We start from the raw sequence: 23,134 nt of genomic DNA, 5'->3' as shown, positions 1-23,134 counted from the left end.
CCAACCTTAGAAAGATAAAACCGGAACACTAAAGCAGTAATGTTGCAACGCAGTGGCATTTTGATGTCTTAAAGGTCAAGATACTCGACTTACGTTTTAACTTTTTATCAAGGAATAAACTATGCGTTTTCTAACATCTAGCACACTGGCTTTACTGCTGATGACAACAAGCCATTCGTATGCGGAATCACGCCCATTTTTAACAACGGCGGACGCTCTAAACGGCTTACAAGGCTGCTATAAGATGGCGGAAAAGAATGGTTGGAACCTGGCGATCACCATCATTGATCGCGGGGCAAATACGGTGAGCTCATTACGTATGGATAACGCACTCAGTGCAGCATCCACGGGTGCCGAACTGAAAGCGCAAACAGCACTGGCATGGGGCTCATCTACCAGCCGAGTCGCTGAGATTGTGAAAAAGAAACCAGAATTTAATCAATTCCCTGGCTTACTTCCTATTGCCGGTGGTGAACCAATCACAGCGCCTGACGGGACGTTAATCGGGGCGGTAGGTGTTGCAGGCGGTCTAACACTGCATGATCAAGAGTGTGCGAAAGCCGCCGTTGCCGCTATGCAATAGCTGTCTCTTGTAGCCAAGATGCCAACGCGAGAGCGTGCGGCTTCGTCGCCGCTCTTCCTGCTTCTAGCAAGTAATATCCACATGGCGCAGATACTGGCTTCGCTAGGGTTATCAGCGAGCCTTGCGCCAACTCCTCCTGAACCAACGACTGACGCGCCAATGCCACACCTAAACCGGCAACGGCAGCAGCCAGTGCCATATCGGATCGATTAAAATAGTGGCCAGAACTGGCGCTTACCTCACTGATACCGTGACGCTGCAGCCAAAAGGCCCACTCAGCATCTCGAGACGCATGCTGCCACGGCTCTCCATCATGTAGCAGCGCCGCGCTGCGCCAAAACGCCTCTTGGTCTGGCAACTGGGCAAAGTAATGTGGGCTGGCAACCGGAATCAGCTTCTCCTCAAACAGTAACGTACCGCTGTTAGGCGCTTGCTCCAACAAGCAGTAGTCGATCGCTAAATCATACGGACGCCCGCTTTCAAGATGCAGCGATGTATCCGCATGGGTTTCAACAGCGATATCGGGATACTGCTCATGAAACAGGGCTAGTTTGGGAATGAGGTATTTATATGCGAATGAGGGTGTCGCACGCAGTCTAACCGGCACAGCATGATTAAGCGCCTGCAATTGGGTGCATCCTCGTTCAATTTCGGTGAAGCCACCTTGTACACTCAGCAAGAAAGCTCGACCGGCTTCGCTAAGCACCAAACGTTGCCCGCTGCGCCTAAACAAAGCGGTATCCAACTGCCCCTCTAACTTGCGTATTTGCTGGCTAACGGCACCGGGCGTCACGCACAGCTCCATCGCTGCCTGAGACACACTACCCAAACGCCCAACCGCTTCAAAATAGGGCAAGCTAGATAAAATACGAGCTGTTACCTTCATGGCTAACCTTTTAGAAAAACTAAAACGTGTTAAGAATATATCACTTGAGCTTGTGCTTTGGCTTACCGAGAATATATGCATTCATCTATATGGAGCACAATTATGTCGGCATCCACGCTGAGCCAAAACCAATTGCAGGCTTTACAACAGCAGCATCCTTTACTTTGGCTAAACAGTTACTATGAAGATACCGAAAGCGCCCCCCTCACCCCTGATCCAGCGGAGCTTGATGCGGCCGAGGCACGCCTTGCCCTTTTTGCGCCTTTGCTGGCACACATATTCCCCGAGCTTGAACCTAGTGCAGGCATTATCGAATCTCCTCTATTGAGCGGTTCAGCGCTAGCTGAAGAACTCAACCTCAAAGAGGCCCAACTCTGGTTTAAAGGCGACCATCTACTGCCTGTTGCAGGTTCCATCAAGGCCCGCGGCGGCATTCATGAAGTACTCTGGTTTGCAGAGCACGTTGCCAAAAAACACAACTTACTTGGCGATTCAGATAACAACTGCCTTCATCTTGCCACAGATTCAGCACGCCACATCTTCGCTGATTACACCATAACAGTCGGCAGCACCGGCAACTTGGGACTCAGCATTGGTATTATCGGCGCAGCACTCGGATTCAAAACCGTCGTGCATATGTCAGCCGATGCGAAAGAATGGAAGAAGACTCGCCTGCGCGAGCGCGGTGTTATCGTCGTCGAACACAGCGGAGACTATGGCGCCGCAGTTGAGGCGGGACGCAAAGCAAGCACAGCAGATCCCAAGGGCTACTTTGTTGATGATGAGCGCTCCACACACCTATTTATGGGATATGCCGTTGCCGCGCGTCGTTTAGCAAAGCAGCTTGAAGCCAATCGCATCACCGTGAACCAGCAACACCCTCTATTCGTTTACCTCCCAGCAGGCGTCGGTGGTGCACCCGGTGGGATAATGTATGGCTTGAAATCGATTTTCGGCGCTCATGTTCACTGTTTCTTCGCGGAACCAACCGCTGCGCCCTGTATGCTAACGGGTATGGCAACAACACCTGCGCAACCTGTGCAGTCTGTTTATGATGCAGGCTTAGATGGATTGACAGAAGCTGATGGCTTAGCCGTTGGCACCGCTTCGCAGTGGGTCTGTGATGCCACCCGAGACCTGCTATCAGGCGTCTACACCGCGTCAGATAAGAGCCTCTTTAGCGCTTTATTGCGGCTAAAAATTGGCGCAAATATTGAAGTAGAACCATCGGCAGCGATCAGCTACTTCGGCCCAACGTGGTTAGACTCGCCACTTGGCCAACACTATCAAAAGGCACACGGTTTGACGGCATACAAAGATAACGCAACACATATCTGTTGGCTGACCGGCGGCTCATTTGTCCCACCCGAAGAGTATCAGGCGTACCTCAATACGGCACAACAGCTCTCCTCATAAATAAGGACCATCTATGAGTGGTGCGCAACATCCAGCGCAATGCGGCGTAACCACTGATGGGCCCGGTTATGCTGTAGCAGCGGGCTCCATGCCATTTTTAACTCAAAAGGTGGCACTTCAAACGGCGGCTTATGCACTACTAACTTTGGGTTATCCATCTGACTCAGCGCAGCCCGTGTGGGTATTGTGACGATGAGGTGCTGCTGTTCCGCCATTTTCAATGCCGATTGGTAATGGCGCGTAAATACAGAGATGTTGCGCTGATGACCGATACGTTTAAGTGCCTCGTCTACCCAACCTAGCCGGTTGGTATCTTTCGGCGTAATCCCCATACTTGCGCCCATGCCCGTCTTGTTAACCCATACATGCTTCCCTGCTAGATAGTTCTCCAGCGTGAACGCATCCGCAATCGGGTTATCGGTACTGACCAAACAGGAGAAGGTATCGTGCCATAGCGTTGCTTGATGGAAAGCCTGCGGCATTTCGTCAAAACGGTTAATCACTAGATCAACATGACCCTGCTCCACCTCCGAAAAGCTCATATCACTGGGGGTGAGCACATCTAGAATCACATCAGGCGCTTGCTCAGCGATGACCGCTAACAACAGTGGTATCAGTGTCGATTCACCATAATCGCTGGTCATTATGCGGAATACACGACTGCTCGACGCCGCATCGAACTCAGTTGGCTCAACGACTTGCTCGATAGAGGCCAAGATCGTTCGTAGCTGCGGTTGTAGCGTTAATGCTCTCTCTGTTGGCGACATGCCATCTCCGGTGCGCACTAACAAAGGATCATCAAATGTCTCCCGAAGGCGACGCAACCCGTTGCTCATCGCAGGCTGAGTAATACCCAACGCGCTGGCTGCACGTGTGACATTACGCTCTCGCAAGAGCACATCTAGATAAACCAACAAATTTAAATCAACGCGTGACAGTTCCATTATTCTTTCTAATTCAATTAGTTAACACAAACATTCATATCATGAATATTTAAAATAAACACCATTTATTTCTATTATGTGAGCTTTATCCGTAACATGAAATCCATCTGCTAAGGGTACTTTGCTTAATAACAAACAGAATAATTAAATATAAATAGGAAGGACACACACCATGTCTACACTAACTAAAGATATCGACGCAATCGCGACACTTAAAGGCGCTCAAGGCGCTGCGTGGGATGCGATCAACCCAGAATACGCGGCTCGTATGCGTGCTCAGAACAAATTCAAAACGGGTTTGGACATCGCTAAATACACAGCAGCGATCATGCGTAAAGATATGGAGCGTTACGACAACGATCCTTCCCAATACACGCAGTCTTTGGGTTGCTGGCACGGTTTCATCGGCCAACAGAAGCTGATCTCTATTAAGAAGCACTTCAACAGCACAGATCGCCGTTACTTGTACCTGTCTGGCTGGATGGTTGCTGCATTGCGCTCTGAGTTTGGCCCACTGCCTGACCAGTCTATGCACGAGAAAACGTCGGTTGCTTCCTTGATCGAAGAGCTTTACACCTTCTTGCGCCAAGCAGATGCGCGTGAGCTGGGCGGTCTGTTCCGTGAGCTAGACGCAGCACGTAAAGCCGGTGATGCCGCAAAAGAAGCGGACGTTCAGAGCAAGATCGATAACCACCAAACGCACATCGTGCCAATCATCGCGGATATCGATGCTGGTTTCGGTAACGAAGAAGCCACCTACTTGCTGGCGAAGAAGATGATCGAAGCGGGTGCATGCTGTATCCAGATCGAGAACCAAGTATCTGACGAGAAGCAATGTGGCCACCAAGACGGTAAAGTGACGGTGCCGCACGAAGACTTCCTATCGAAGATCCGTGCCGTACGTTACGCGTTCCTTGAGCTGGGTGTTGATGACGGTGTGATCGTAGCACGTACCGACTCTTTGGGTGCTGGCCTGACGAAGCAGATCGCGGTAACAAACGAGCCAGGCGACCTGGGCGATCAGTACAACAGCTTCCTAGACGGTGACGTGGTTAACGGCCCTGACGATATCGCAAACGGTGACGTAGTGATCAAAGCAAACGGCCAACTACTGAAGCCTAAGCGTCTGCCATCTAACCTGTTCCAGTTCCGTGCAGGCACAGGCGAAGACCGTGTTGTCCTAGACTGCATCACATCATTGCAGAACGGTGCTGACCTGCTGTGGATCGAGACTGAGAAGCCACACGTCGGCCAAATCGCGGGCATGGTTAACCGTATCCGTGAAGTGGTACCGAATGCGAAGCTGGTGTACAACAACTCGCCATCATTCAACTGGACGCTGAACTTCCGTCAGCAAGTGTTTGATGCGATGGCTGAAGCGGGCCAAGACGTGTCTGCATACGACCGCGCTAACCTAATGAGCGCTGAGTACGACGCAACCGAACTGGCGACACAAGCAGATGAGAAGATCCGTACGTTCCAAGCAGACGCTGCGCGTGAAGCGGGTATCTTCCACCACTTGATCACGCTACCAACGTACCACACTGCAGCGCTGTCTACTGACAACCTTGCAAAAGAGTACTTCGGTGATCAAGGTATGCTGGGCTACGTGGCTGGCGTACAGCGTAAAGAGATCCGCCAAGGCATTGCGTGTGTTAAACACCAAAACATGGCCGGCTCTGACATGGGTGATGATCACAAAGAATACTTCTCTGGCGACGCTGCACTGAAAGCGGCTGGTGAAGACAACACGATGAACCAGTTCGGTTAATCGCGTTAGGTGATATGGCAAGACGAGGGCGCGCAAGCGCCCTTTTCTTTTCCTACTATACGGCTCTGATTTTCGCTATCTCTTCAGCACCGATACCGAGAGATACCAGAAACTTTTGATGCTCTTCAGGCTCAAGGGTTTCGAACGTCTGGTGCCACTTGGTCATATCCTCTTCGCTGAACCCAGCTGCCGTCATAATTTCAACCCAGCGTTTTTTTGTCACGCTTTTATCTCCTATTAAATTTGGATCATTGAGTAACGCCACAATGCCTTCTTGTTGGCGACGTAGGCGCGTAATTTCACCTTCTAGCTCGTAGAAGTGCCTTTTCAAGAGTTCGGCTTGTAGCTCTGAATGGCTCAAGAGGGAAGAGATTGTCCGCAGCGGCAAACCGTATGAGCGATAAGCTTTGATCTGCTGCAAGCGCTCAACCTCTCGATCACCGTACCAACGATAGCCATTTGACGTGCGTAATGCCGGTAACAACACCCCCTCCTTCTCATAATGCAAAATAGTCGTGCGCGAAACACCACACCGCTTTGCCAACTTGGCAATCGTTAACATAACTCTCTCCTCTTGGTAGCGCAGCAATCATCAACTCTAGCCCAGTAGACAGGTCAAGCGCTTTTATCCAAGTAGCTGAACGAAGCCACTGACCTCTCTCTTAACAAAGAAAAACTGAACAATTTTAGGGAAACATCCTCTACCCTTAGTCACTTATAGAGGTTGTCATCACCAAGGAGCATTTATGTCATCTCTTAACCGCAGTAGCGCACTCATTTTGGGTATTTCACTAATCTTAGGCTTAAGCACACTCGGCTACTTTTTAACGGAGGCCGCTTCGCGCTACAAAGCATTTGACCGCAGCGTAACGGTTAAAGGACTATCGGAGCGGGAGTACAAGGCTGACATTGTGCTATGGCCGATCCAGTTTAATGTCGCTAGCAATGACTTGGCGGAGTTGTACAGCCGCGTTGAGCGACAAACTCAGTGGATCAAGGAATATTTGACTAATAGCGGCATTTCGGCAGAGGAAATTTCGGTTGCTGCCCCGAATATCACCGACAAATCCGCCCAACAATACGGGGGTGATAGCGGCGCAACATATCGTTATTCAGCCTTCCAAACCGTTACAGTCTACTCCACCAATGTTGATAAAGCCCGCAGCGTTATGGGTAACCTTTCGTCACTTGGCAAACGCGGTATCGTTTTTATTGGCAACAGCTATGAAGGACAAACGGAGTATTTCTTTACCCGCTTGAACGAAGTGAAACCAGAGATGATCGAAGAGGCAACGCGCAAAGCGCGCGAAGTCGCACAGAAATTTGCAGCCGATTCTGAAAGCAAGCTTGGCAAAATTAAGAAAGCATCACAGGGGCAGTTTAGTATCTATTCTCGCGATAGTAATAACCCTCATATCAAGAAGGTGCGCGTTGTATCTACCGTAGAATATTACCTCTCAGATTAAACCTGCAGATACAAAAAAGCCTCTAGCGACACTAGAGGCTTTTTACTTTTAGTCGTGCTTTATTAGATCTCTACTTGCAACGCTTTAACCGTGTCGATGTTGATGTACTTATCAACTGGCAGGTTGTTTTTACGCTGGAAGTCGTTGATTGCACGTACTGTTGAGCTACCAACGATGCCATCTACCGCACCTGGGTTAAAGCCTTTTGCTTTAAGTGCGCGCTGGATGTTCATGACTGTACGTGGCGTCATGTTTGTCTCACATAGGATTGAGCGCCACTCCATGAAACCATCAGCCTTCAGCTTGCTGCGGCTAACTGTAGCGTATTCAGCTGGGATCTCGATACGTTTTTCCTGAGCAGGCGACACTTCACGCGTCACTTTTACAGTTTTGTATTGTGCTGGAATCTCAACTTTACGGCTTTGCGCTTCACGAACAACTTCTTGACGCGTGATCGTTTTGTACTGTGCTGGTGTTTCAGTCAAGCAGATCTTGTTGCCTGTACGCGTGCTGGATGGGTGCTCTTTGTTGTGTACTTCGTGCCATACGAACTCAACATCAGATACCTTACGCTTAACAGGTACATCTTTGTACTTCGCAGCTACCGTGTGGCGCTGTTCAGACGCTTCTGCAACCAACTCTTTCACACGAACAGTGTCGTATTTAGCTGGAACGTTAACTGTGCGAGTTGTCGCAGGAGCAACCAATACGCGCTTAGTGATGGTCTTGTACGTTGCTGGTACTTCAACCAAACACATGATTTCGCCTGTCGCAGAGTCGATCTTCTGGATAGGGCCTGTGCCTTTTTTCCATGTTGTGTGTGCTGGCTTATCGATCACTTGCTCAGTAACAGTCTTGTACTTAGCAGGTACCTGCTCGATACGAGTTGTTGCATCTTGAACCAGTACTTGTTTCTCAACCCAACGGTATTTAGCTGGCGTTGTGCTTACTTTTTCGTAAGCATCTTGAACCAATACCGCTTCAGTTACAGTTTCGTATTTAGCTGGTGTGTAGTGCTCATGGAAACACATGCCAGGCTTAGCAGCGTCTAAGTTGATACCGTGCGCACGCGCAGCGTTTAGCAACTCTTGGCTTGCTGGAGCAGAGTTAGCAGCGCGATCAACCAACCAACGCAGGCCTGATTCTTTCACTAGCTTACGCTCTTTAACGGTGCGGTATTGAGCTGGTACCGTCTCGATGCGGTAGCTTGCTGGAGCTACTTCTACACGCTGGCTAACCGTTTCGAAGCGCGCTGGGATAACTTCCACACGCTCACTCGCTTCTTTAGCCAGAACAGTTTCTGTGTAGTGCTCGTATGAAGGCTCTACCCAAACACGCGCGTAACATTCGCCTGGTTTTGCATTAGGTGGTAGAAGAGGTTCATTCCCTGTTGCAACTGCTTTGCTTGAAGCCAATGCTTTTTGCAGTGCATTTTCAGCTCGTGCTTCACGCGCAGTGAGTTGTTTTTCACGCTCTAGCAATTGTTGCTGACGCGCTTCCAGCTGTTCAGCTGAAATACCAGCTTCTGTTAGTTGGCTCTTAGTATTATTTGAGCTACATGCAGCCATTAATACTGCAGCAGATAAAACTGATAATTTAAAAACAACTTGCTTAGACTTAGCCATATGTCCTCCTGAATTCGACGGCTGTCTTTTCGACATGGGACTAGTCTAATAAATAAAACTTAAGCGAACCTTTACAAAAATAGATGGTCTATTAAAAGTTTGAAAAATATTTAAATGTATTAAATATGCAACAAAAACAACACATTAAGATTAACAAAAAATTAATTTATATGCTTTAACATACAGTTTTCATTAATTAAATTAACAAAAAATAAACGCTCAAAAATATTATTAAAATCTTTCATAGACCATATTTTAGATTTTACAAATAAAAAAAGAGAGGTTTTTTCCTCTCTTTTTTATGAATTATTTACGCTTTAACTTCGGTTACCGAGCTTATTTTAAAAAGCCTTATAAATATTGAAGCTGAAATAACGATAGCTATTGGCGACACCCAAGCCATTCCAACATCAGAAAATGGCAAGAATGCCAACCAGCTCATCTCGACACCTGCGACTTTAGCCCCCTCAACGAACCCGAAAAGTGTTGAGACAACTAATACTGCGATCAACGTCATATGAGGAGTAGCCAGGCGGTCTTTTACTAAGCTGTAGATGATCAACGCAATCGCGATCGGATACGAAGCAACTAACACAGGGATGCTCAAACCGATCAACTTGCTCAGATCAAGATTTGCAATCGCAATACATACCAACGCGTTCAAAAACACAAAAGCACGATAGCTAACACGGGGTAACAATGAGTTGAAGTAATCAGAACATGCACTGATCAGTCCAACAGCGGTGGTTAGACATGCCAACGTGATCACACCTGCCAATACAAGAGAGCCTGTTAAGCCAAACTGTTGCTGCACGTAGGCGCTAAGAATTGCACCACCGTTTTGAGCATCTGGCACCAGCTCAGCATTGTTCGCCCCTAAATAGAACAACGAGATATAAACTGCTGCCAAACCCAACGCAGCGATAACCGCCGCAACAACAAGGTAACGATACTGCGCTGATGGCGCGGTCACACCCTTTTTCTTGAGGATATCGATAATCAGCATACCGAACATGATAGACGCCAAGGCATCCATTGTGTTGTAGCCTTCAATAAACCCCGTCACGTAAGGCGCACTTTCATACCCCTTTACTGGAAGCTTCAGGTCACCTGCATCTCCTAACAGCACTGTAGCGCTCAGTGTCAATAGCAAAATAATCAATAACGGGGTCAATATTTTACCAACAGAATCCATTAACTTGCCGGGGTATAGAGCAAGCGCCGTTGCCACCGAGAAAAATACTGCAGAATAGACAACCTGAGAGCCCTCAGCTGACGTATAAAAAGGCTGGTAACCCAACTCAAACGCCACTAAAGCAGTGCGTGGCGCAGCGATGAGTGGGCCAATGATGGTATAGATTGCAACTGAAAGTACCACACCTACCCATGCTGCCAGCGGTTTGGTCATCTCTGGAATACCACCGCCTGCTCTCGCTACCGCAAACAGGCCTAGCAACGGAAGACCCACCGCTGTTGTCAGAAACCCGAGCATCGCTGGCAACACGCTTTGTCCAGCAGACATACCCGCCAAAGGTGGAAAAATAATATTGCCTGCGCCTAGAAAAAACGCGAATGTCATAAAACCTAGGCCGAGCATATCAGCCTTACTTAGTCGATCTATCAACGTAAACCTCAACCATACTTAATGAAACAGCAAGCGCTCTCATCGCTGAGCATCAACTGGCGCGCTCCGCCAGTCTCAAACTGCTTAATATCGAACGCCGGAAACAAAGCCGTGCATCATACCAAAGTATTAGTTCAAGTGTTATCTCAGATAGCAAGGTTAGTCTTTCTTTTCAGGCGTTGGTTTAGGTGCTTCGTAACTGCGGTACTTAAACTCAAATCCTTTAACGATAACGTAAGCGACCAATGCGAAGATAAACACGATAAGATACATCCAAGCGATGCTCTGCAGTGTTTCAATCACCGTTCGATACAGCTCTAGTACCCAACGCTCTGCGGAAAGCGTAATAATCTCGGCGTCATGATGCGGCGCCGTGATATAACGCTCCAATTGATAGATCCTCACACCGCCCGATACGCCGACAACATAGGTTGCAAACACCACATACTTTTGCCAAGCAACGCTAATGGGGTCTTTAATAATGCGCTCAAATATCTCGGCCAAGGGACGCTTAAATAACGTTACTGATAACCAAGCAACAAAAGCAGAGATACCGAACGTAACTGCCATCAATGTAAAAAACATACTGTGCACTCCTCTAGCAATGAAGCAGGAGTCTCTCACTACAATAGAAGCGCGAAGAGCGAAGCCGAAAAAGTTGCGTAACTTGCAACCACCAGGCTCATTTGGCAAGACAGGGCCTAATAGAGCTTAGCGCCGAGTGCTAAGCACCTCTTTTCAAGAACCGCTTGATGGCATCTAAGATACCGTTTAAGTGACTTACGCAGCGCTTTTGGCAGATTGTCTGCTGCTTTCAGCCAATGCAGCAACTCAGCGCTGTCATGGTGTTCTCCTAGGAGTTCAGCCAAGCGACTAAGGCGTTTAATAAGCCTCGTGTGATCAGGCTGATCAGAGGGCAACAAGAGCTTATGAAAGTGAAGGCGATGCTTGACCTGTTTACGCAAACGATGCAAAGCCTCTGCGTCAGGGCAGCGCTTGACCGATAGCAAAAGGCGCTTGCCTCGCTTAAACACCCTTTTGTATGCCATCGCCACCGATCGGTCTGTTGCACACTCAAATGCGCTCAGCGGCGTCTTGCTAACTACATTGCGATAGCTTTGCGCGTTTATCTGACGCGATGCCTGTGCAGGCTCAACTCTCCTTTCGCTTACAAAAAGGTAGGGCAACACCTGTTTGTAACATCGCTTCTCAGCTCCCTTAGAGCGACGCGCACGATTGCGAACTAACTCAACCAGCGCGTCATGCTCACGCGCTGGGGCTAATTGCCGCGCCAAAACCTGCAAACGCTTTTTATGTTTCAAAATCGGTTTTGCGTGCTTACGGGTTTGCAGGAACCACAGCAACGACCGCTGCTGCTTAATAATCTTTCGTACTTCATGAACGGCTTCAGAACTGGGCAACCGATCTACGGTTTGCAGCAGGCGACGATTCAGCTGCGTTGCCACAGTGGAAGCAGATAGCGCCGTACTCATGAGTTAATCTCGTCAGATGCTTTTCTTTTGGATCACCTAGACAGTCGTTAAGTTCATTGCGTAGTCAGTGCACTGACTAGCCTCAACGAGCATGCAAATAATAGATAAACATTTACTTAGAAAATGTATTTAAAAAACAACAAAGATTAAAAATAATTAATATTGAAGCAAAAAAGAGACTAAAATAAACCATAAAAAACAATAAGTTACGCTAAAATTTTTGTCAGCAACTTTTACACAACCAATAAATAAAAAATCCCATAAAATATTAATTTAATGACAATTCAAAAACTTAAGATTAATGGATCAATTATTGCATGAATAAAAAACAAAGAAGAAACAACTCAAGGATAGAAAATGAAAGCTTCATTAATCACACCATTAATATGTTTGCTTTCGGCAACACCAGTATCAGCCTCCATCATCATTGAAGGAGATTACCTACGTACTGCCGTAAGCCAAAACGGCACCCTCGGTTACGGCGGAAAAGCTAGCCCCGGTATTCAGTATGACACCACAGGGCAACGCCAATTTGGAGACAAAGACTATCTACTTCCAGGGAGACCTTGGGAAGTTTTTAGCATTTACTCGACTCAGTCATCTTTACTCGTCAACAGCAACGAAGGCCCAACAGATCTTGCTGGCACCCTGAACGATGTATCCATTGGCAGCCCTTATGATATGGCAGTCGATTGGCAAGGGCAGAACGCGTTCTTTAGCCTATCGACACTCACGTTTTTAGATGATGACAGCGAGCAGATCAATTTCATCACTACCATCACCGCAAAGACGCCATTGACCGAGTTGCAGTTTCTGCGCGCAATAGATCCAGACCCTGACGCCTCTACGATTAACTCGCATCAGACTATGAACCAACGAGGAGATAACCAATATTCCGCTAATGATTGGGTTGTCTCCTCCGGTAAAGACAGCAAGTTGAGCCTAGGGCTTTACAGCAGCGATGATCTATTTCACAACACGGGTGTGACTTTCCCCTGGTCAGTAAACCCAGATGACTACCTGAAAGGTTCGCAGAGCGAAGAGGGCGATAGCGTTATCGGCTTAGCATTTGATATTGGCACCTTGAATACCAATGAGTCTGTTAGCTTTACATACAGTTATCGACTAGAGAGCGATAGGCCGATTGCCCCGCCAAGCACCGACGTGCCTCTGCCTGCAACGGCTGGTTTGTTCTTGATTGGTTTGGTGTCGTTTGTGCGCCGTTGGAGCCAACGCAACAGCTAGTTGTCGCAGCAATTGGTCGCAGCGTCACACGGATGTGACGCGCTGTAAAAATGCTTTCGTTCGTGGATCCTTGGGTTGATCAAATAGCTGTGCAGGCGGGCCCTGTTCGACAATCCTGCCCCCTTCCATAAACACAACACGATCAGCCACTTCTCGAGCAAAACGCATCTCGTGAGTCACGATCAACATAGTCTGTTTGCGCGTCGCAAGCGTCTTGATAAGTTGTAACACCTCTCCCACCCACTCTGGATCAAGTGCTGATGTTGGCTCGTCGAACAGCATGATCTTAGATTGAGAAGCCATAGCACGGCCTATACCCACACGCTGCTGTTGTCCCCCTGATAACGATGCAGGGTAGCTATCCGCTTTATCTGCCAAGCCAATATCTTGCAAAATGGCTCGCGCCTTTTTATAAGCTTCCGCTTTTGGCTGCTTCCAAACGGTAATCAAACCTTCTGCAATATTCTCTAATGCTGTTTTATGCAAAAACAAACCATAGTTTTGGAAAACAAAGCTGGTTTTTCGGCGCAAACCTAAGGTCTGCTCTTTGCTTGCGTGAGCAACGGGAACCTCTTCACCATCGAGCGAGATACTGCCTGCATCTGGCGTTTCAAGTAGGTTCACACAGCGTAAAAGCGTAGACTTTCCTGTACCGGAGGGGCCGATAATGGCAACAATTTCACCCTCTTCAATATCTAGGTCAATACCGTTAAGAACAGGTGTACTGCCGTTAAATGATTTTGTTAAGTTACGTATTTTAATCATCGCTGGTACGCCTTACCCAACTTAGCTTCTAAGTACAGTTGCAACTGGGTAAAAAGGACCACCACAACCCAATAGATCAGCGCCACTGCCAAGAAACTCTCGAAAAAGCGAAAACTAGACGAGGCTTCCATCTGGGCCGTTGCCATCAACTCCACTACCCCCAGTGTAAATGCGAGCGATGTGGACTTGATCATGTCGATAAATTGGTTCATCAACGAGGGCAACGCTATACGTGCGGCCTGCGGCAGAATGATCCGGCGCATTGCCATGGCAGGCGACTGGCCAATCGAGAGCGCCGCCTCCATTTGGCTTCGATCGATACCTAAAATCGCCGCACGTATTGTCTCAGCCATGTAAGCCGAGAAATGTAATGACAACCCAATGACAGCCGCTGTAAATGCATCAATACCCACCAGCACTGGGAAGATCTGCGGCAGCCCGTAATACAGCAGAAAGAGCTGCACCAGCAGAGGCGTTCCACGGAAAAAGGAGATCACAACCTGCACGATCCAATCGAGCACCGGTACCTTAAACACCCTCACAATAGCCATCGCGGTCGCTAATGTCAGCGCGATCACGAGGCCGAGAGAGGCCATCTTCATGGTTAGACCAAGATAGCCTAGTAAAGTCGGTATGATCTCTAAAAAGTATGAAACATCAAAACCCATGTTAACGCCCTACTCGCCTCTACGATCTACTGCGCGGTGATATCCGTATCGAACCACTTCTTAGAGATAGCCGCTAAGGTGCCATCTTTACGCATCGCTTCAAGTGTGCTGTCTAGCTCCGCTTTCAAGGCTTTGCCCTGCGCGTTATTTAGCAATGGCCACGCGTTCTCGATCTTTTCAAATATCTCGCCCGCATGAGCAAAAGGTAAACGGTGCTCCTTAATCAACTGGGCAGATGAAATACGATCCATCACAAAGGCATCAATACGGCCAAGCACTAGCTCTTGCTCGATCCCTGTGTCATAGGTTTTGATTTTGATCTGATCACTATTTGGCAGCCCTCGTAGTAAAGACTCGTAGTTTGAGCCTAGGTTAACTGCCACAACTTTGCCGCTTAGGTCTTGTGGCCCTTTTATGTCAGAACCTTTGCGCGTCACAACCTGAGCACCATCGATCACGTAAGGTGCAGAGAAAAGATATTTAGCTTTACGCGCCTCTGTCATGGTGATCTGATTTGAGATTGTATCGATCCGGCCGCTTTCCAGTAGCCCGAAAAGACCAGAGAAGTTAGACGTTACAAACTCAACGTTATAGCCATTGCGTTTACCGATCTCTTTCCAAAGATCAACCTCAAACCCTTGCAGTACATCCTGCTTCTTAAATGTAAACGGGAAGTAACTACCCGACATACCTACACGTACAGTTTCCTCTGCAATTGATGCAGCACTTGCACTCACCAAGGCCACCGCCAACACAACTTGTTTGAAAAACTTTTTCACAAAGACCTCGCTCCCTTTATGTATAACAAAAGGAAATTTATAAATTGATTTTAATACCTTTGGGAAATATACATCCAACGTAAACTAAAGTCTAACTCTGCTAGTGAGCTAACACGAAACAGACCGTTGCAAGAATTCATCTGATCCACACACTGACGGGTTCAAGATCGATCAGCTATCGAATTATTCAGTACGGTAGTAACAGAAAAATTCAAACAAAATACGGATAGTGACAGCACATTTTAGTTACCATGTAAACTAACCAAAACACCTTAATAGAGCGCCCTACAGACAGTTTTTAATTAGCTTATAAGGAAAAATATAAAACAAATATCTGGATTTTTTGAGTTGTATCAGAAATGCAACAAACAAGTTAAACTTTCTGCTACTTTCACCTAGCTAAGCCTTCCGAACATGACTTAGCTGTGCCTAAAATACGCATAAGACATATACGATATAACGCTATGCGTGGAGTCCTTATGCGCCTAACTGCCTTTACAGACTATGGCTTACGAACACTCATCTACTTGGCCTGCCTACCGCCGAAACAGCTCAGCAGCGTTAGCGAGGTGTCCAACACTTATCAGGTCTCACAAAACCACATGGTTAAAGTCGTAGGGCAACTACGCAAGCTCGGTTATATCGAAGCCTATCGTGGTAAAAATGGCGGCATCACGCTCGCGAAGCCCGCCGAAGAGATATGCATTGGCGAAGTCATCGTTGCCTTAGAGAACCACTTGGATGGGGTTGACTGCGCTGGTACGAAATGCCGTTTACAACCCGCGTGTCAACTACGCCAAGCACTAAATGAAGGAATGCAGGCGTTTGTCGATGTTATGAATCAATATTCGTTAGCCGACGTAACGGCGGATAAAGAGCGCATCAAACCTCTGCTCTTTGGTGCATAAAAAACTGCCTATCGAATGATAGGCAGAAAGATCAGCAAAAGCGCTGAGAGAGTTAAGCAAAGCACTAACGTGCTCAATCGCTACAAGGTTTACTGGGCCTGCACCACCGTAATCGCCACTACATTCACGATATCCGTTACAGAGCAGCCTCGCGATAGATCATTAGCAGGCTTATTTAAGCCTTGTAGAATGGGGCCGATCGCTTCCGCTTTGCCGATGCGCTCGGCAAGTTTATAGCCAATATTGCCCGCTTCTAAATTCGGAAATACCAGCACATTGGCGCGACCATGAGTTTGGGAGTTGGCAACTTTCCGCTCGGCGATTTCAGCGACAATCGCAGCATCGAGCTGTACATCACCATCAATAATCATCTCGGGCCGTTGCGCTTTCACGCGGTTGGTTGCTTCAACCACTTTCGTTACTGCAGCGTGAGAGGCGCTGCCACTGGTGGAAAATGAGAGCATCGCAACCCGCGGCGCTTCACCCAACAAATTTTGGGCGCTATCTGCAGCTGACATTGCGATATTAGCCAGTTGCTCAGCATCGGGATCTATCACTAATCCGCAATCAGAAAAGATGACCCCGCCTTTTAAATCATGAAATGGCTCACACAGCATCATCAAGAAGAAACTTGAAACCAGTGAGCTTTGTGGCGCCATACCGATAATCTGAATTGCAGCACGTACGGTGTCGCCTGTTGTGTAAACAGCACCAGCTACCGATCCATCCGCATCACCTTCACGCACCATCATTTGCGCATAGTGAAGCGGATCCGCGATTGCCTCTTCCGCCTGCGCCTTGGTCATACCCTTCGCTTTACGCAGCGAAAAGAGGACTTCAGCATAGCGCGAGCGTTCTGGCGCTGTTGCAGGATCAATCAGCTCAATACCGACCAAACTGATACCTTCCGCCTGCGCGAGGCTTTTTACGCTTGCTGCATTACCCAGTACAACCACATTGGCGATACCACGCTCAACAGCGATCGCAGCGGCCTGCAGTACGCGTGCATCTTCGCCTTCTGCTAGCACAATACGACGCGGCTCGGCTGCCGCACGTGCGAATATATTATTTAACGCTTTCATCGTAGTCACCCACTCCGTCACGCTGGCGAGTCCATTTGCCTCACATAGAGAAGAAACAGGGGCTCAAGGCCCCTGTTGTAAAACGTGTTAAGCGAGAGGCTTAAACGAAGTCTTTGTACTTCTCTAGGTGACGTACAGGCTTAGACAGCGCGTCGCGGCGGAACGGATCGCCCAGCTCACGAGTACACATGATCTCGATAACCGTTGTCTTACGCTCTTCCATCTGCTTACGAATCGCTTCCTGAAGCGCAGGACCTACATCTTCCAGCTTATCTACAGTGACACCTTCTGCACCCATGGAGCGCGCGATATCAGCAAAGCTTGGATTCTCCAGCTCACCGGCTACGAAGCGGCGGTTGTAGAAATCAACCTGGTTCTTCTTCTCAGCACCCCACTGGCGGTTGTGGAAGACGATAGACGTTACCGGGATATCTTCACGTACGCAGGTCATGATCTCCATCATCGACATGCCCCATGCGCCATCACCCGCGTAAGAGATACCCGGACGATCTGGCGCTGCCACTTTAGCACCGATCATCGTTGGTAGTGCGTAACCGCAGTTACCAAAAGACATCGCTGCGAAGAAAGAGCGTGGACGCTCGAAGCGCAGGTAGCTGTTAGAAACGGAGTTGATGTTACCGATATCAGTAGACACCATCACGTCAGCTGGCATCGCTTTTTCTAGCTCACGAAGTACCTGACGTGGGTGCAGCCAGCTGCCCTCTTCATCGTTCTGCTCAGCGATCATGTCTAGTGAGTATTCATCTTTCTCGTGAATCCACTCATCCAGCTCTTTTTCCCAAACCGCTTTTTCGTTTGCGATTGTCGCTTCACGCTCAGCTCGGTTTTCAAGACATTTTGGAGACATGCCCGCAAGACGTGCCATCAACGCTTTCGCAGCAGCTTTCGCATCACCGCAGATGCCTACGTCGATCTTTTTAACCAGACCTAGCATCTTCGCATTGCAATCCACTTGGATGATCTTGGCATCTTTCGGCCAGTAATCTAGGCCGTGCTGCGGCAGTGTACCGAAAGGCCCTAAACGCGTACCCAGTGCTAGTACAACATCCGCCTTAGCGATCAATTTCATACCCGCTTTCGAACCTTGGTAACCAAGCGGACCACACCACATTGGGTGAGATGCTGGGAAGGAGTCATTGTGCAGGTAAGAGTTCACAACTGGCATACCTAGCTGCTCAGAGATAGCAATCGCTTCATCCCATGCTTCACCGAGTACAACACCACCACCAGAGATCATCACTGGGAATTCAGCATTGGCTAGTAGTTCAGCCGCCGCATCTAGCGATGCTTCACCACCTGCAGAGCGCTCAATGCGGATTGGCTCAGGGATTTCACAGTTGATATCGCCATAGAAAAGGTCACGTGGAATATTCAGCTGCGTTGGGCCGTTTTCCAGCATGGCACGGTCGAAGCAGCGAGCTGTCAGTTCAGCCATACGGTTGTTGTTCACAACAGAGACTTGGTACTTCGTGATTGTTTCAAAGAAAGGTAGCTGTTGAGCTTCTTGGAAACCACCTAGACCTTGGGAGTTTGTACCGGTTTCTGGAGTGATACAAACCACCGGAGAGTGCGCCCAGTACGCTGCTGCAATCGCAGTAACGAAGTTAGTAATACCTGGGCCGTTTTGCGCGATACACACACCGTGGCGGCCAGAAACGCGTGAGTAACCGTCTGCCATGTGGCCTGCGCCCTGCTCATGCACGACAGGGATCAAGCGAATACCTGCAGGAGTAAAGATATCCATCGCATCCATGAAGGCAGAGCCCATGATGCCGAAACAGTCAGTTACGCCGTTTGCAACGAGTGTTTCCACCATTGCTTCACTTGGAGTCATACGAGGCATAGTCAGTTTTCCTTATTATTGGAGGGTGTGCCAAAAGCAGCACACCGGAGTTTCAATTCAAGTTATGGGTTGTAAGGCACGTATTCGCGTCCAAGTGCTGTTGCCACTTCTTCGCTAGTAATATTGCCGGCATGTACGTTGAGGCCATTAGCCAAATGCGGGTCGCGGCGCAGTGCCTCTTCCCAGCCAAGATCGGCCAAGGCGACGATGTAAGGTAAGGTTGCGTTGTTCAGTGCAAGCGTCGACGTGCGCGCAACAGCGCCCGGCATGTTGGCAACGCAGTAGTGCACAACATCATCCACAATGTAGGTGGGTTCTTGGTGTGTCGTTGGGTGTGACGTTGCAAAACAACCGCCTTGATCGATTGCCACATCAACAACAGCAGCGCCCGGTTTCATCTGCGTGACCATCTCTTTTGTCACCAACTTTGGCGCGGCTGCACCCGGAATGAGCACGCCACCGATAACCAAATCCGCACTCAGAACATGCTCTTCAAGGGCTGCTTTGCTGGAATAAACCGTCTCAACTGACGTACCAAATTCAGCCACAAGGCGGCGCAGCACATCGATATTACGATCAAGAATCACGACCCGTGCACCTAGGCCAATCGCCATACGCGCTGCGTTACTGCCCACAACACCACCGCCGATGATCACGACTTTGGCAGGTTCAACACCGGGAACACCGCCTAGCAACATGCCACGGCCCAACTTGGACTTCTCAAGGCACGCAGCTCCCGCTTGGATAGACATGCGGCCAGCGACTTCCGACATCGGTGCCAGCAACGGCAAACCGCCGTTAGGAGAGGTTACGGTTTCATAAGCGATACACGTTGCTTGGCTCGCTTGAAGGTCATCTGTTTGTTCTGGATCGGGTGCGAGGTGAAGATAGGTAAACAACAATTGGCCGGGGCGCAACATCTTGCGCTCTACCGCTTGAGGCTCTTTTACTTTGACGATCATATCTGCTGCGGCGAAGATCTCTTCTGCCGTCGCTGCAATGGACGCACCTGCTGCGCGGTAATCATCATCGCTAAAGCCGATGCCAGAACCGCCATTGGTTTCAACAACCACTTGATGGCCACGGCTCGTCAGCTCTTGCACACTTGCAGGCACCATACCGATACGGTATTCGTGGTTTTTTATCTCTTTAGGGACACCTATCAGCATCTCGCACTCCTTTATCTGTTTTTATTTACTTGGAGTTGGATGGAGCACGTCGGACGCAAAACCGAAATTTGCTGCCCCATCACGTTGTAAACAGATTAGGATCCAGCCCTGTTTACGAGTAGGGCCAGATAGTTGCCAGAGCTTACGCCAGTGAGTAGAAAGGCATTTCAAGGCGGGAAGCCAGCGCGAAAAGACCCGCTGAGCTGGCTATAACATATTGAAAGATATAATAATTAATTTAGTTAGGTTGGCGTTTCATTTGCTGAATGAGCAAACCCACGACAATAAGAACAAGGCCAACAATCGTCGCCAAATGGATCTCTTCACCGATAATTGTGGCGAGCAATAACAGCGAGATAAAGGGCGAGATAAAGATCAAGTTACTGATACGGGCAGTGTTTTCGGTACTCTTAAGCGCCGTTAACCACAGCACAAAGGTAATACCCATCTCAAAAAAGCCCACGTAACCGACCGCGAACCATCCCTGCCAAGGTACGGGTTGCCAAGCACCTTCCCACAGGCTCATCGCGCCAGACAGCGGCAGAGAAACGATAAACCCCAGCAGCACCGACAACACAGGGTCAGCACTATTTTTAGCATTAAGAATCCAATACGAAGACCATAAAATCGTAGAGAATAGCGCCAGACCAACACCTAACGGACTATCAAATTGTAGCCCCAATATATCTCCCTTGGTGGCTATCACCACCACACCTAGATAGCCAAAAAGGATTGCCCAGATATCGTAACGCCGAATGGGATGCCCCAAGAAAAATGCCGCCATCAAGGTCAAGGTGATCGCCCAACTGTAGTTCAGCGGCTGAGCTTGTGAAGCGGGAAGCAGATCATAGGCGGCAAAGAGCACCAAATAGTAGGCCAAGGGGTTAATCAGCCCCATTGATACAAAAAATAGCGGGCGCGAGCGAAAAACGTCCCCCGCCTGCGTCAGCTTACCTTGAATACCTGCCACAGCCGCCAGAGCGACGATAGAGAAGCCGCTCGCCAAAAACAGCATTTTGATCGGTGTGAAATATGTCAGGGTTATTTTAAATGCCGTGGCTACGGTGGACCAAAGCAACACAGCGCCTAACGCGAACAGCAGCGCTTTACGTTCATCCATAAATTCCCTTCTTCTATCTCTAAACCAGTTGAAGCGGCCAGCGTAGCGCACAGCAGCAACTCAAAGCTAGCCGCCACGCCAAAGCCTAAGCAGACCCGGCGAAATTAACATAACCTCACCATATCCGGTGCCGACATAAACCTACTTAGAAACGCTTGGCTGTGCGGCAATAAACTAAACCCATCATGCCCCACACCCTGTACAGTCACAGTCTCTACTGCCAAACCAAGGGAGGTATAGTTGTGTGCAAGCCGCTGTACATGCTGCTGCCTAGTATAACGCCGCCCCGTCAACGGGTCGTGTAACGTCTCGTTGTCTTGGCTACCGATCACTAATTGGATCGCAACATCTTGCATCACCACAAGATCAACGGGGTGACAGTCAAAGGTATGCTGAATATTTGCCGTGCCATCGGGCCAATCGCGCGTTGGGTCGATTAGCGTAATATGCCCTGGGGCCGCCAACGATAGCGCCCTTAAACGTTCTGGATGCAAATAGAAAAACCGGTGCGCGAACTGAGCCCCCCCGGAAAAGCCATACAGAGAAAACCGGGCCTCTACTGCATAATTTTCGCTCACCTCTGCCACCATAGAGAGCAGCACGCTATCAAATCGTACGCGACTTTTATAGCGCATTTTGTAGCCATCATGCGGCTCTAATGCCGGTACACCTAGCGGAAATAGAGGCACTAACACAACACAAGCGTGCTGTTCTGCAAACTCAATAAAGTAGTCCCGGTAACTTTCGGCAGTACGTCCAGAGCCATGCACAACCACCACGAGCGGACGACGACGCTCGGGTTCATCTAACAAGGCTTGGGGGATATACAAGCAGTAGGAAAATCGCGCATCAGCTCGACACGCCGTAAAGGGAATACGGCCGCGCTGAAAACGCAGCTGCAGATCTCTTATTGTCATACGCTTCCTTGCAAATCCGTATTGGCAGCGGTGCCCTTTGCGATGCAGTAAGGTTTACCATTCGCTTGTATCTCAACACGCGCATCCACCTGAAAGACACGGTGCAGTAAATCGCGAGTAATCACTTGAGAAGGCTCACCTTGGCCGATAAGCCGACCATCGCGCATCGCCAAAATGTGATCAGAAAACTGCGCAGCTTGGTTAAGGTCATGCAGTGACATAACCACTGTTAGCCCCTCTTGGTTCAGCTCTCTAAGCAGCTCTAAAATTTCTAATTGATGCCCCCAGTCAAGGTAGGTTGTCGGCTCATCAAGAATTAAAATTTCGGCCTGCTGCGCGATAGCCATCGCAATCCATACCCGCTGCTGTTCGCCCCCCGAAAGTGCAGCGACTGGCTTATCGGCGTACGCAGCAACACCTGTGCGTTCCATCGCCCACCGCACGATCGCTTGATCCTCTGCGCTGTGCCCTTTCCATAACCCTTGATAGGGAAAGCGTCCGAAGCAAACTAGGTGCTCCACCAGTATACCGTCCGGCGCTGCTGGTTTTTGCGGCAGATGCGCCAGCTTCAGCGCTAATGCGCGGCGCGGCCATGACGAAATGGGCGTGTCATTGAGCAGCAACTCCCCAGACTGGGGCTGCAGCAAACCTGCACAGCCTCTCAAAAGCGTGCTTTTTCCGCAGCCATTTGGCCCAATAAGCGCTGTTACTTTACCCACGGGCACGGACACACTTAAATCAGTAATAATTGCCTTTTTGGCATAACCCAAACATACGTTTCGAGCCACTAGACTCATCTTATTAGTCTC

Annotated in this window: 22 protein-coding genes; 6 read left to right on the top strand and 16 right to left on the bottom strand. The window is 48.9% G+C overall.

Annotated elements, in window-relative coordinates; genetic code table 11:
* Positions 1 to 121 precede the first annotated feature (121 nt).
* The gene (locus tag E4L36_RS14140; protein ID WP_136681138.1) at positions 122 to 583 is read left to right on the top strand and encodes a heme-binding protein; all 462 of its coding nucleotides are present in this window, start codon (positions 122 to 124) and stop codon (positions 581 to 583) included.
* Here the strand turns inward: E4L36_RS14140 and E4L36_RS14135 are convergent.
* The gene (locus E4L36_RS14135; protein WP_169051549.1) at positions 573 to 1,469 is read right to left on the bottom strand and encodes a LysR substrate-binding domain-containing protein; all 897 of its coding nucleotides are present in this window, start codon (positions 1,467 to 1,469) and stop codon (positions 573 to 575) included. The two genes, E4L36_RS14140 and E4L36_RS14135, sit on opposite strands and share 11 nt — an antisense overlap.
* Before the next feature lie 102 nt (positions 1,470 to 1,571).
* Between E4L36_RS14135 and E4L36_RS14130 the strand changes: the two genes are divergently transcribed.
* Positions 1,572 to 2,885, top strand: a complete 1,314-nt coding sequence (locus E4L36_RS14130) for a D-serine ammonia-lyase (RefSeq protein WP_136681136.1) — start codon at positions 1,572 to 1,574, stop codon at positions 2,883 to 2,885.
* Positions 2,886 to 2,896: 11 nt separating this feature from the next.
* Here E4L36_RS14130 and E4L36_RS14125 read toward each other — a convergent pair whose 3' ends face one another.
* On the bottom strand, positions 2,897 to 3,829 hold the full coding sequence (locus tag E4L36_RS14125) for a LysR family transcriptional regulator (RefSeq protein WP_136681135.1): 933 nt from the start codon (positions 3,827 to 3,829) through the stop codon (positions 2,897 to 2,899).
* A gap of 172 nt (positions 3,830 to 4,001) precedes the next feature.
* On the opposite strand from E4L36_RS14125, the gene E4L36_RS14120 reads away from it, so the two are divergent.
* Positions 4,002 to 5,600 (top strand): isocitrate lyase, encoded by a 1,599-nt coding sequence (locus E4L36_RS14120; protein ID WP_136681134.1) that lies wholly within the window; start codon positions 4,002 to 4,004, stop codon positions 5,598 to 5,600.
* A gap of 55 nt (positions 5,601 to 5,655) precedes the next feature.
* On the opposite strand, the gene E4L36_RS14115 is transcribed toward E4L36_RS14120, so the two are convergent.
* Positions 5,656 to 6,162 (bottom strand): MerR family transcriptional regulator, encoded by a 507-nt coding sequence (locus tag E4L36_RS14115; RefSeq protein WP_136681133.1) that lies wholly within the window; start codon positions 6,160 to 6,162, stop codon positions 5,656 to 5,658.
* Between the two features lie 184 nt (positions 6,163 to 6,346).
* Here E4L36_RS14115 and E4L36_RS14110 point away from each other — a divergent pair, with 184 nt between their 5' ends.
* A complete protein-coding gene (locus E4L36_RS14110; protein WP_136681132.1) occupies positions 6,347 to 7,066 on the top strand; it encodes an SIMPL domain-containing protein in 720 nt (239 codons plus the stop codon).
* Positions 7,067 to 7,128: 62 nt separating this feature from the next.
* Here E4L36_RS14110 and E4L36_RS14105 read toward each other — a convergent pair whose 3' ends face one another.
* The 4 genes from E4L36_RS14105 to E4L36_RS14090 all read right to left on the bottom strand — a co-directional run bounded on the left by E4L36_RS14105 (position 7,129) and on the right by E4L36_RS14090 (position 11,808).
* Positions 7,129 to 8,691, bottom strand: a complete 1,563-nt coding sequence (locus E4L36_RS14105) for a peptidoglycan-binding domain-containing protein (RefSeq protein WP_206064565.1) — start codon at positions 8,689 to 8,691, stop codon at positions 7,129 to 7,131.
* 310 nt (positions 8,692 to 9,001) lie between these two features.
* A complete protein-coding gene (gene brnQ / locus E4L36_RS14100; RefSeq protein WP_206064564.1) occupies positions 9,002 to 10,288 on the bottom strand; it encodes a branched-chain amino acid transport system II carrier protein in 1,287 nt (428 codons plus the stop codon).
* Between the two features lie 186 nt (positions 10,289 to 10,474).
* Positions 10,475 to 10,900 carry a hypothetical protein gene (locus tag E4L36_RS14095; protein ID WP_127693918.1) on the bottom strand — a complete coding sequence of 142 codons (426 nt, stop codon included), beginning with the start codon at positions 10,898 to 10,900 and terminating at the stop codon, positions 10,475 to 10,477.
* 116 nt (positions 10,901 to 11,016) lie between these two features.
* Positions 11,017 to 11,808, bottom strand: a complete 792-nt coding sequence (locus E4L36_RS14090; RefSeq protein WP_136681130.1) for a CHAD domain-containing protein — start codon at positions 11,806 to 11,808, stop codon at positions 11,017 to 11,019.
* Between the two features lie 357 nt (positions 11,809 to 12,165).
* On the opposite strand from E4L36_RS14090, the gene E4L36_RS14085 reads away from it, so the two are divergent.
* A complete protein-coding gene (locus E4L36_RS14085; RefSeq protein ID WP_136681129.1) occupies positions 12,166 to 13,053 on the top strand; it encodes a hypothetical protein in 888 nt (295 codons plus the stop codon).
* A 24-nt stretch (positions 13,054 to 13,077) separates the two neighbouring features.
* Here the strand turns inward: E4L36_RS14085 and E4L36_RS14080 are convergent, their stop codons facing one another.
* The 3 genes from E4L36_RS14080 to E4L36_RS14070 are packed head-to-tail and all read right to left on the bottom strand — an operon-like array spanning position 13,078 to position 15,265.
* Positions 13,078 to 13,818 (bottom strand): amino acid ABC transporter ATP-binding protein, encoded by a 741-nt coding sequence (locus E4L36_RS14080; RefSeq protein WP_136681128.1) that lies wholly within the window; start codon positions 13,816 to 13,818, stop codon positions 13,078 to 13,080.
* Positions 13,815 to 14,486, bottom strand: coding sequence for an amino acid ABC transporter permease (locus E4L36_RS14075; RefSeq protein ID WP_136681127.1), 672 nt, complete (start codon positions 14,484 to 14,486; stop codon positions 13,815 to 13,817). The genes E4L36_RS14080 and E4L36_RS14075 overlap by 4 nt, the downstream gene beginning before the upstream one ends.
* A gap of 26 nt (positions 14,487 to 14,512) precedes the next feature.
* On the bottom strand, positions 14,513 to 15,265 hold the full coding sequence (locus E4L36_RS14070) for an amino acid ABC transporter substrate-binding protein (RefSeq protein WP_240770742.1): 753 nt from the start codon (positions 15,263 to 15,265) through the stop codon (positions 14,513 to 14,515).
* A 479-nt stretch (positions 15,266 to 15,744) separates the two neighbouring features.
* Between E4L36_RS14070 and E4L36_RS14065 the strand changes: the two genes are divergently transcribed.
* Complete coding sequence (locus E4L36_RS14065; RefSeq protein WP_136681126.1) at positions 15,745 to 16,173, top strand: Rrf2 family transcriptional regulator; 429 nt, start codon at positions 15,745 to 15,747, stop codon at positions 16,171 to 16,173.
* Positions 16,174 to 16,262: 89 nt separating this feature from the next.
* Here the strand turns inward: E4L36_RS14065 and pta are convergent, their stop codons facing one another.
* The 6 genes from pta to E4L36_RS14035 form a co-directional block, all read right to left on the bottom strand.
* A complete protein-coding gene (pta, locus tag E4L36_RS14060) occupies positions 16,263 to 17,255 on the bottom strand; it encodes a phosphate acetyltransferase (protein WP_136681125.1) in 993 nt (330 codons plus the stop codon).
* Between the two features lie 100 nt (positions 17,256 to 17,355).
* Positions 17,356 to 19,119: a sulfoacetaldehyde acetyltransferase gene (gene xsc, locus E4L36_RS14055; protein WP_127693925.1), complete on the bottom strand. Its 1,764-nt coding sequence runs from the start codon at positions 19,117 to 19,119 to the stop codon at positions 17,356 to 17,358.
* Positions 19,120 to 19,181: 62 nt separating this feature from the next.
* On the bottom strand, positions 19,182 to 20,288 hold the full coding sequence (gene ald / locus E4L36_RS14050; protein WP_136681124.1) for an alanine dehydrogenase: 1,107 nt from the start codon (positions 20,286 to 20,288) through the stop codon (positions 19,182 to 19,184).
* Between the two features lie 238 nt (positions 20,289 to 20,526).
* On the bottom strand, positions 20,527 to 21,408 hold the full coding sequence (locus E4L36_RS14045; RefSeq protein ID WP_136681123.1) for a DMT family transporter: 882 nt from the start codon (positions 21,406 to 21,408) through the stop codon (positions 20,527 to 20,529).
* A 104-nt stretch (positions 21,409 to 21,512) separates the two neighbouring features.
* A complete protein-coding gene (locus E4L36_RS14040; protein ID WP_136681122.1) occupies positions 21,513 to 22,325 on the bottom strand; it encodes an alpha/beta hydrolase in 813 nt (270 codons plus the stop codon).
* Positions 22,322 to 23,122, bottom strand: a complete 801-nt coding sequence (locus tag E4L36_RS14035) for an ABC transporter ATP-binding protein (protein ID WP_136681121.1) — start codon at positions 23,120 to 23,122, stop codon at positions 22,322 to 22,324. The genes E4L36_RS14040 and E4L36_RS14035 overlap by 4 nt, the downstream gene beginning before the upstream one ends.
* Positions 23,123 to 23,134: the final 12 nt, after the last annotated feature.

Origin of the sequence: Neptunomonas sp. XY-337 (assembly GCF_004959845.1) — a bacterium.
GTDB classification, from domain to species: Bacteria; Pseudomonadota; Gammaproteobacteria; order Pseudomonadales; family Balneatricaceae; genus Neptunomonas; species Neptunomonas marina.
This window is presented reverse-complemented; position numbering and strand designations above follow the sequence as displayed.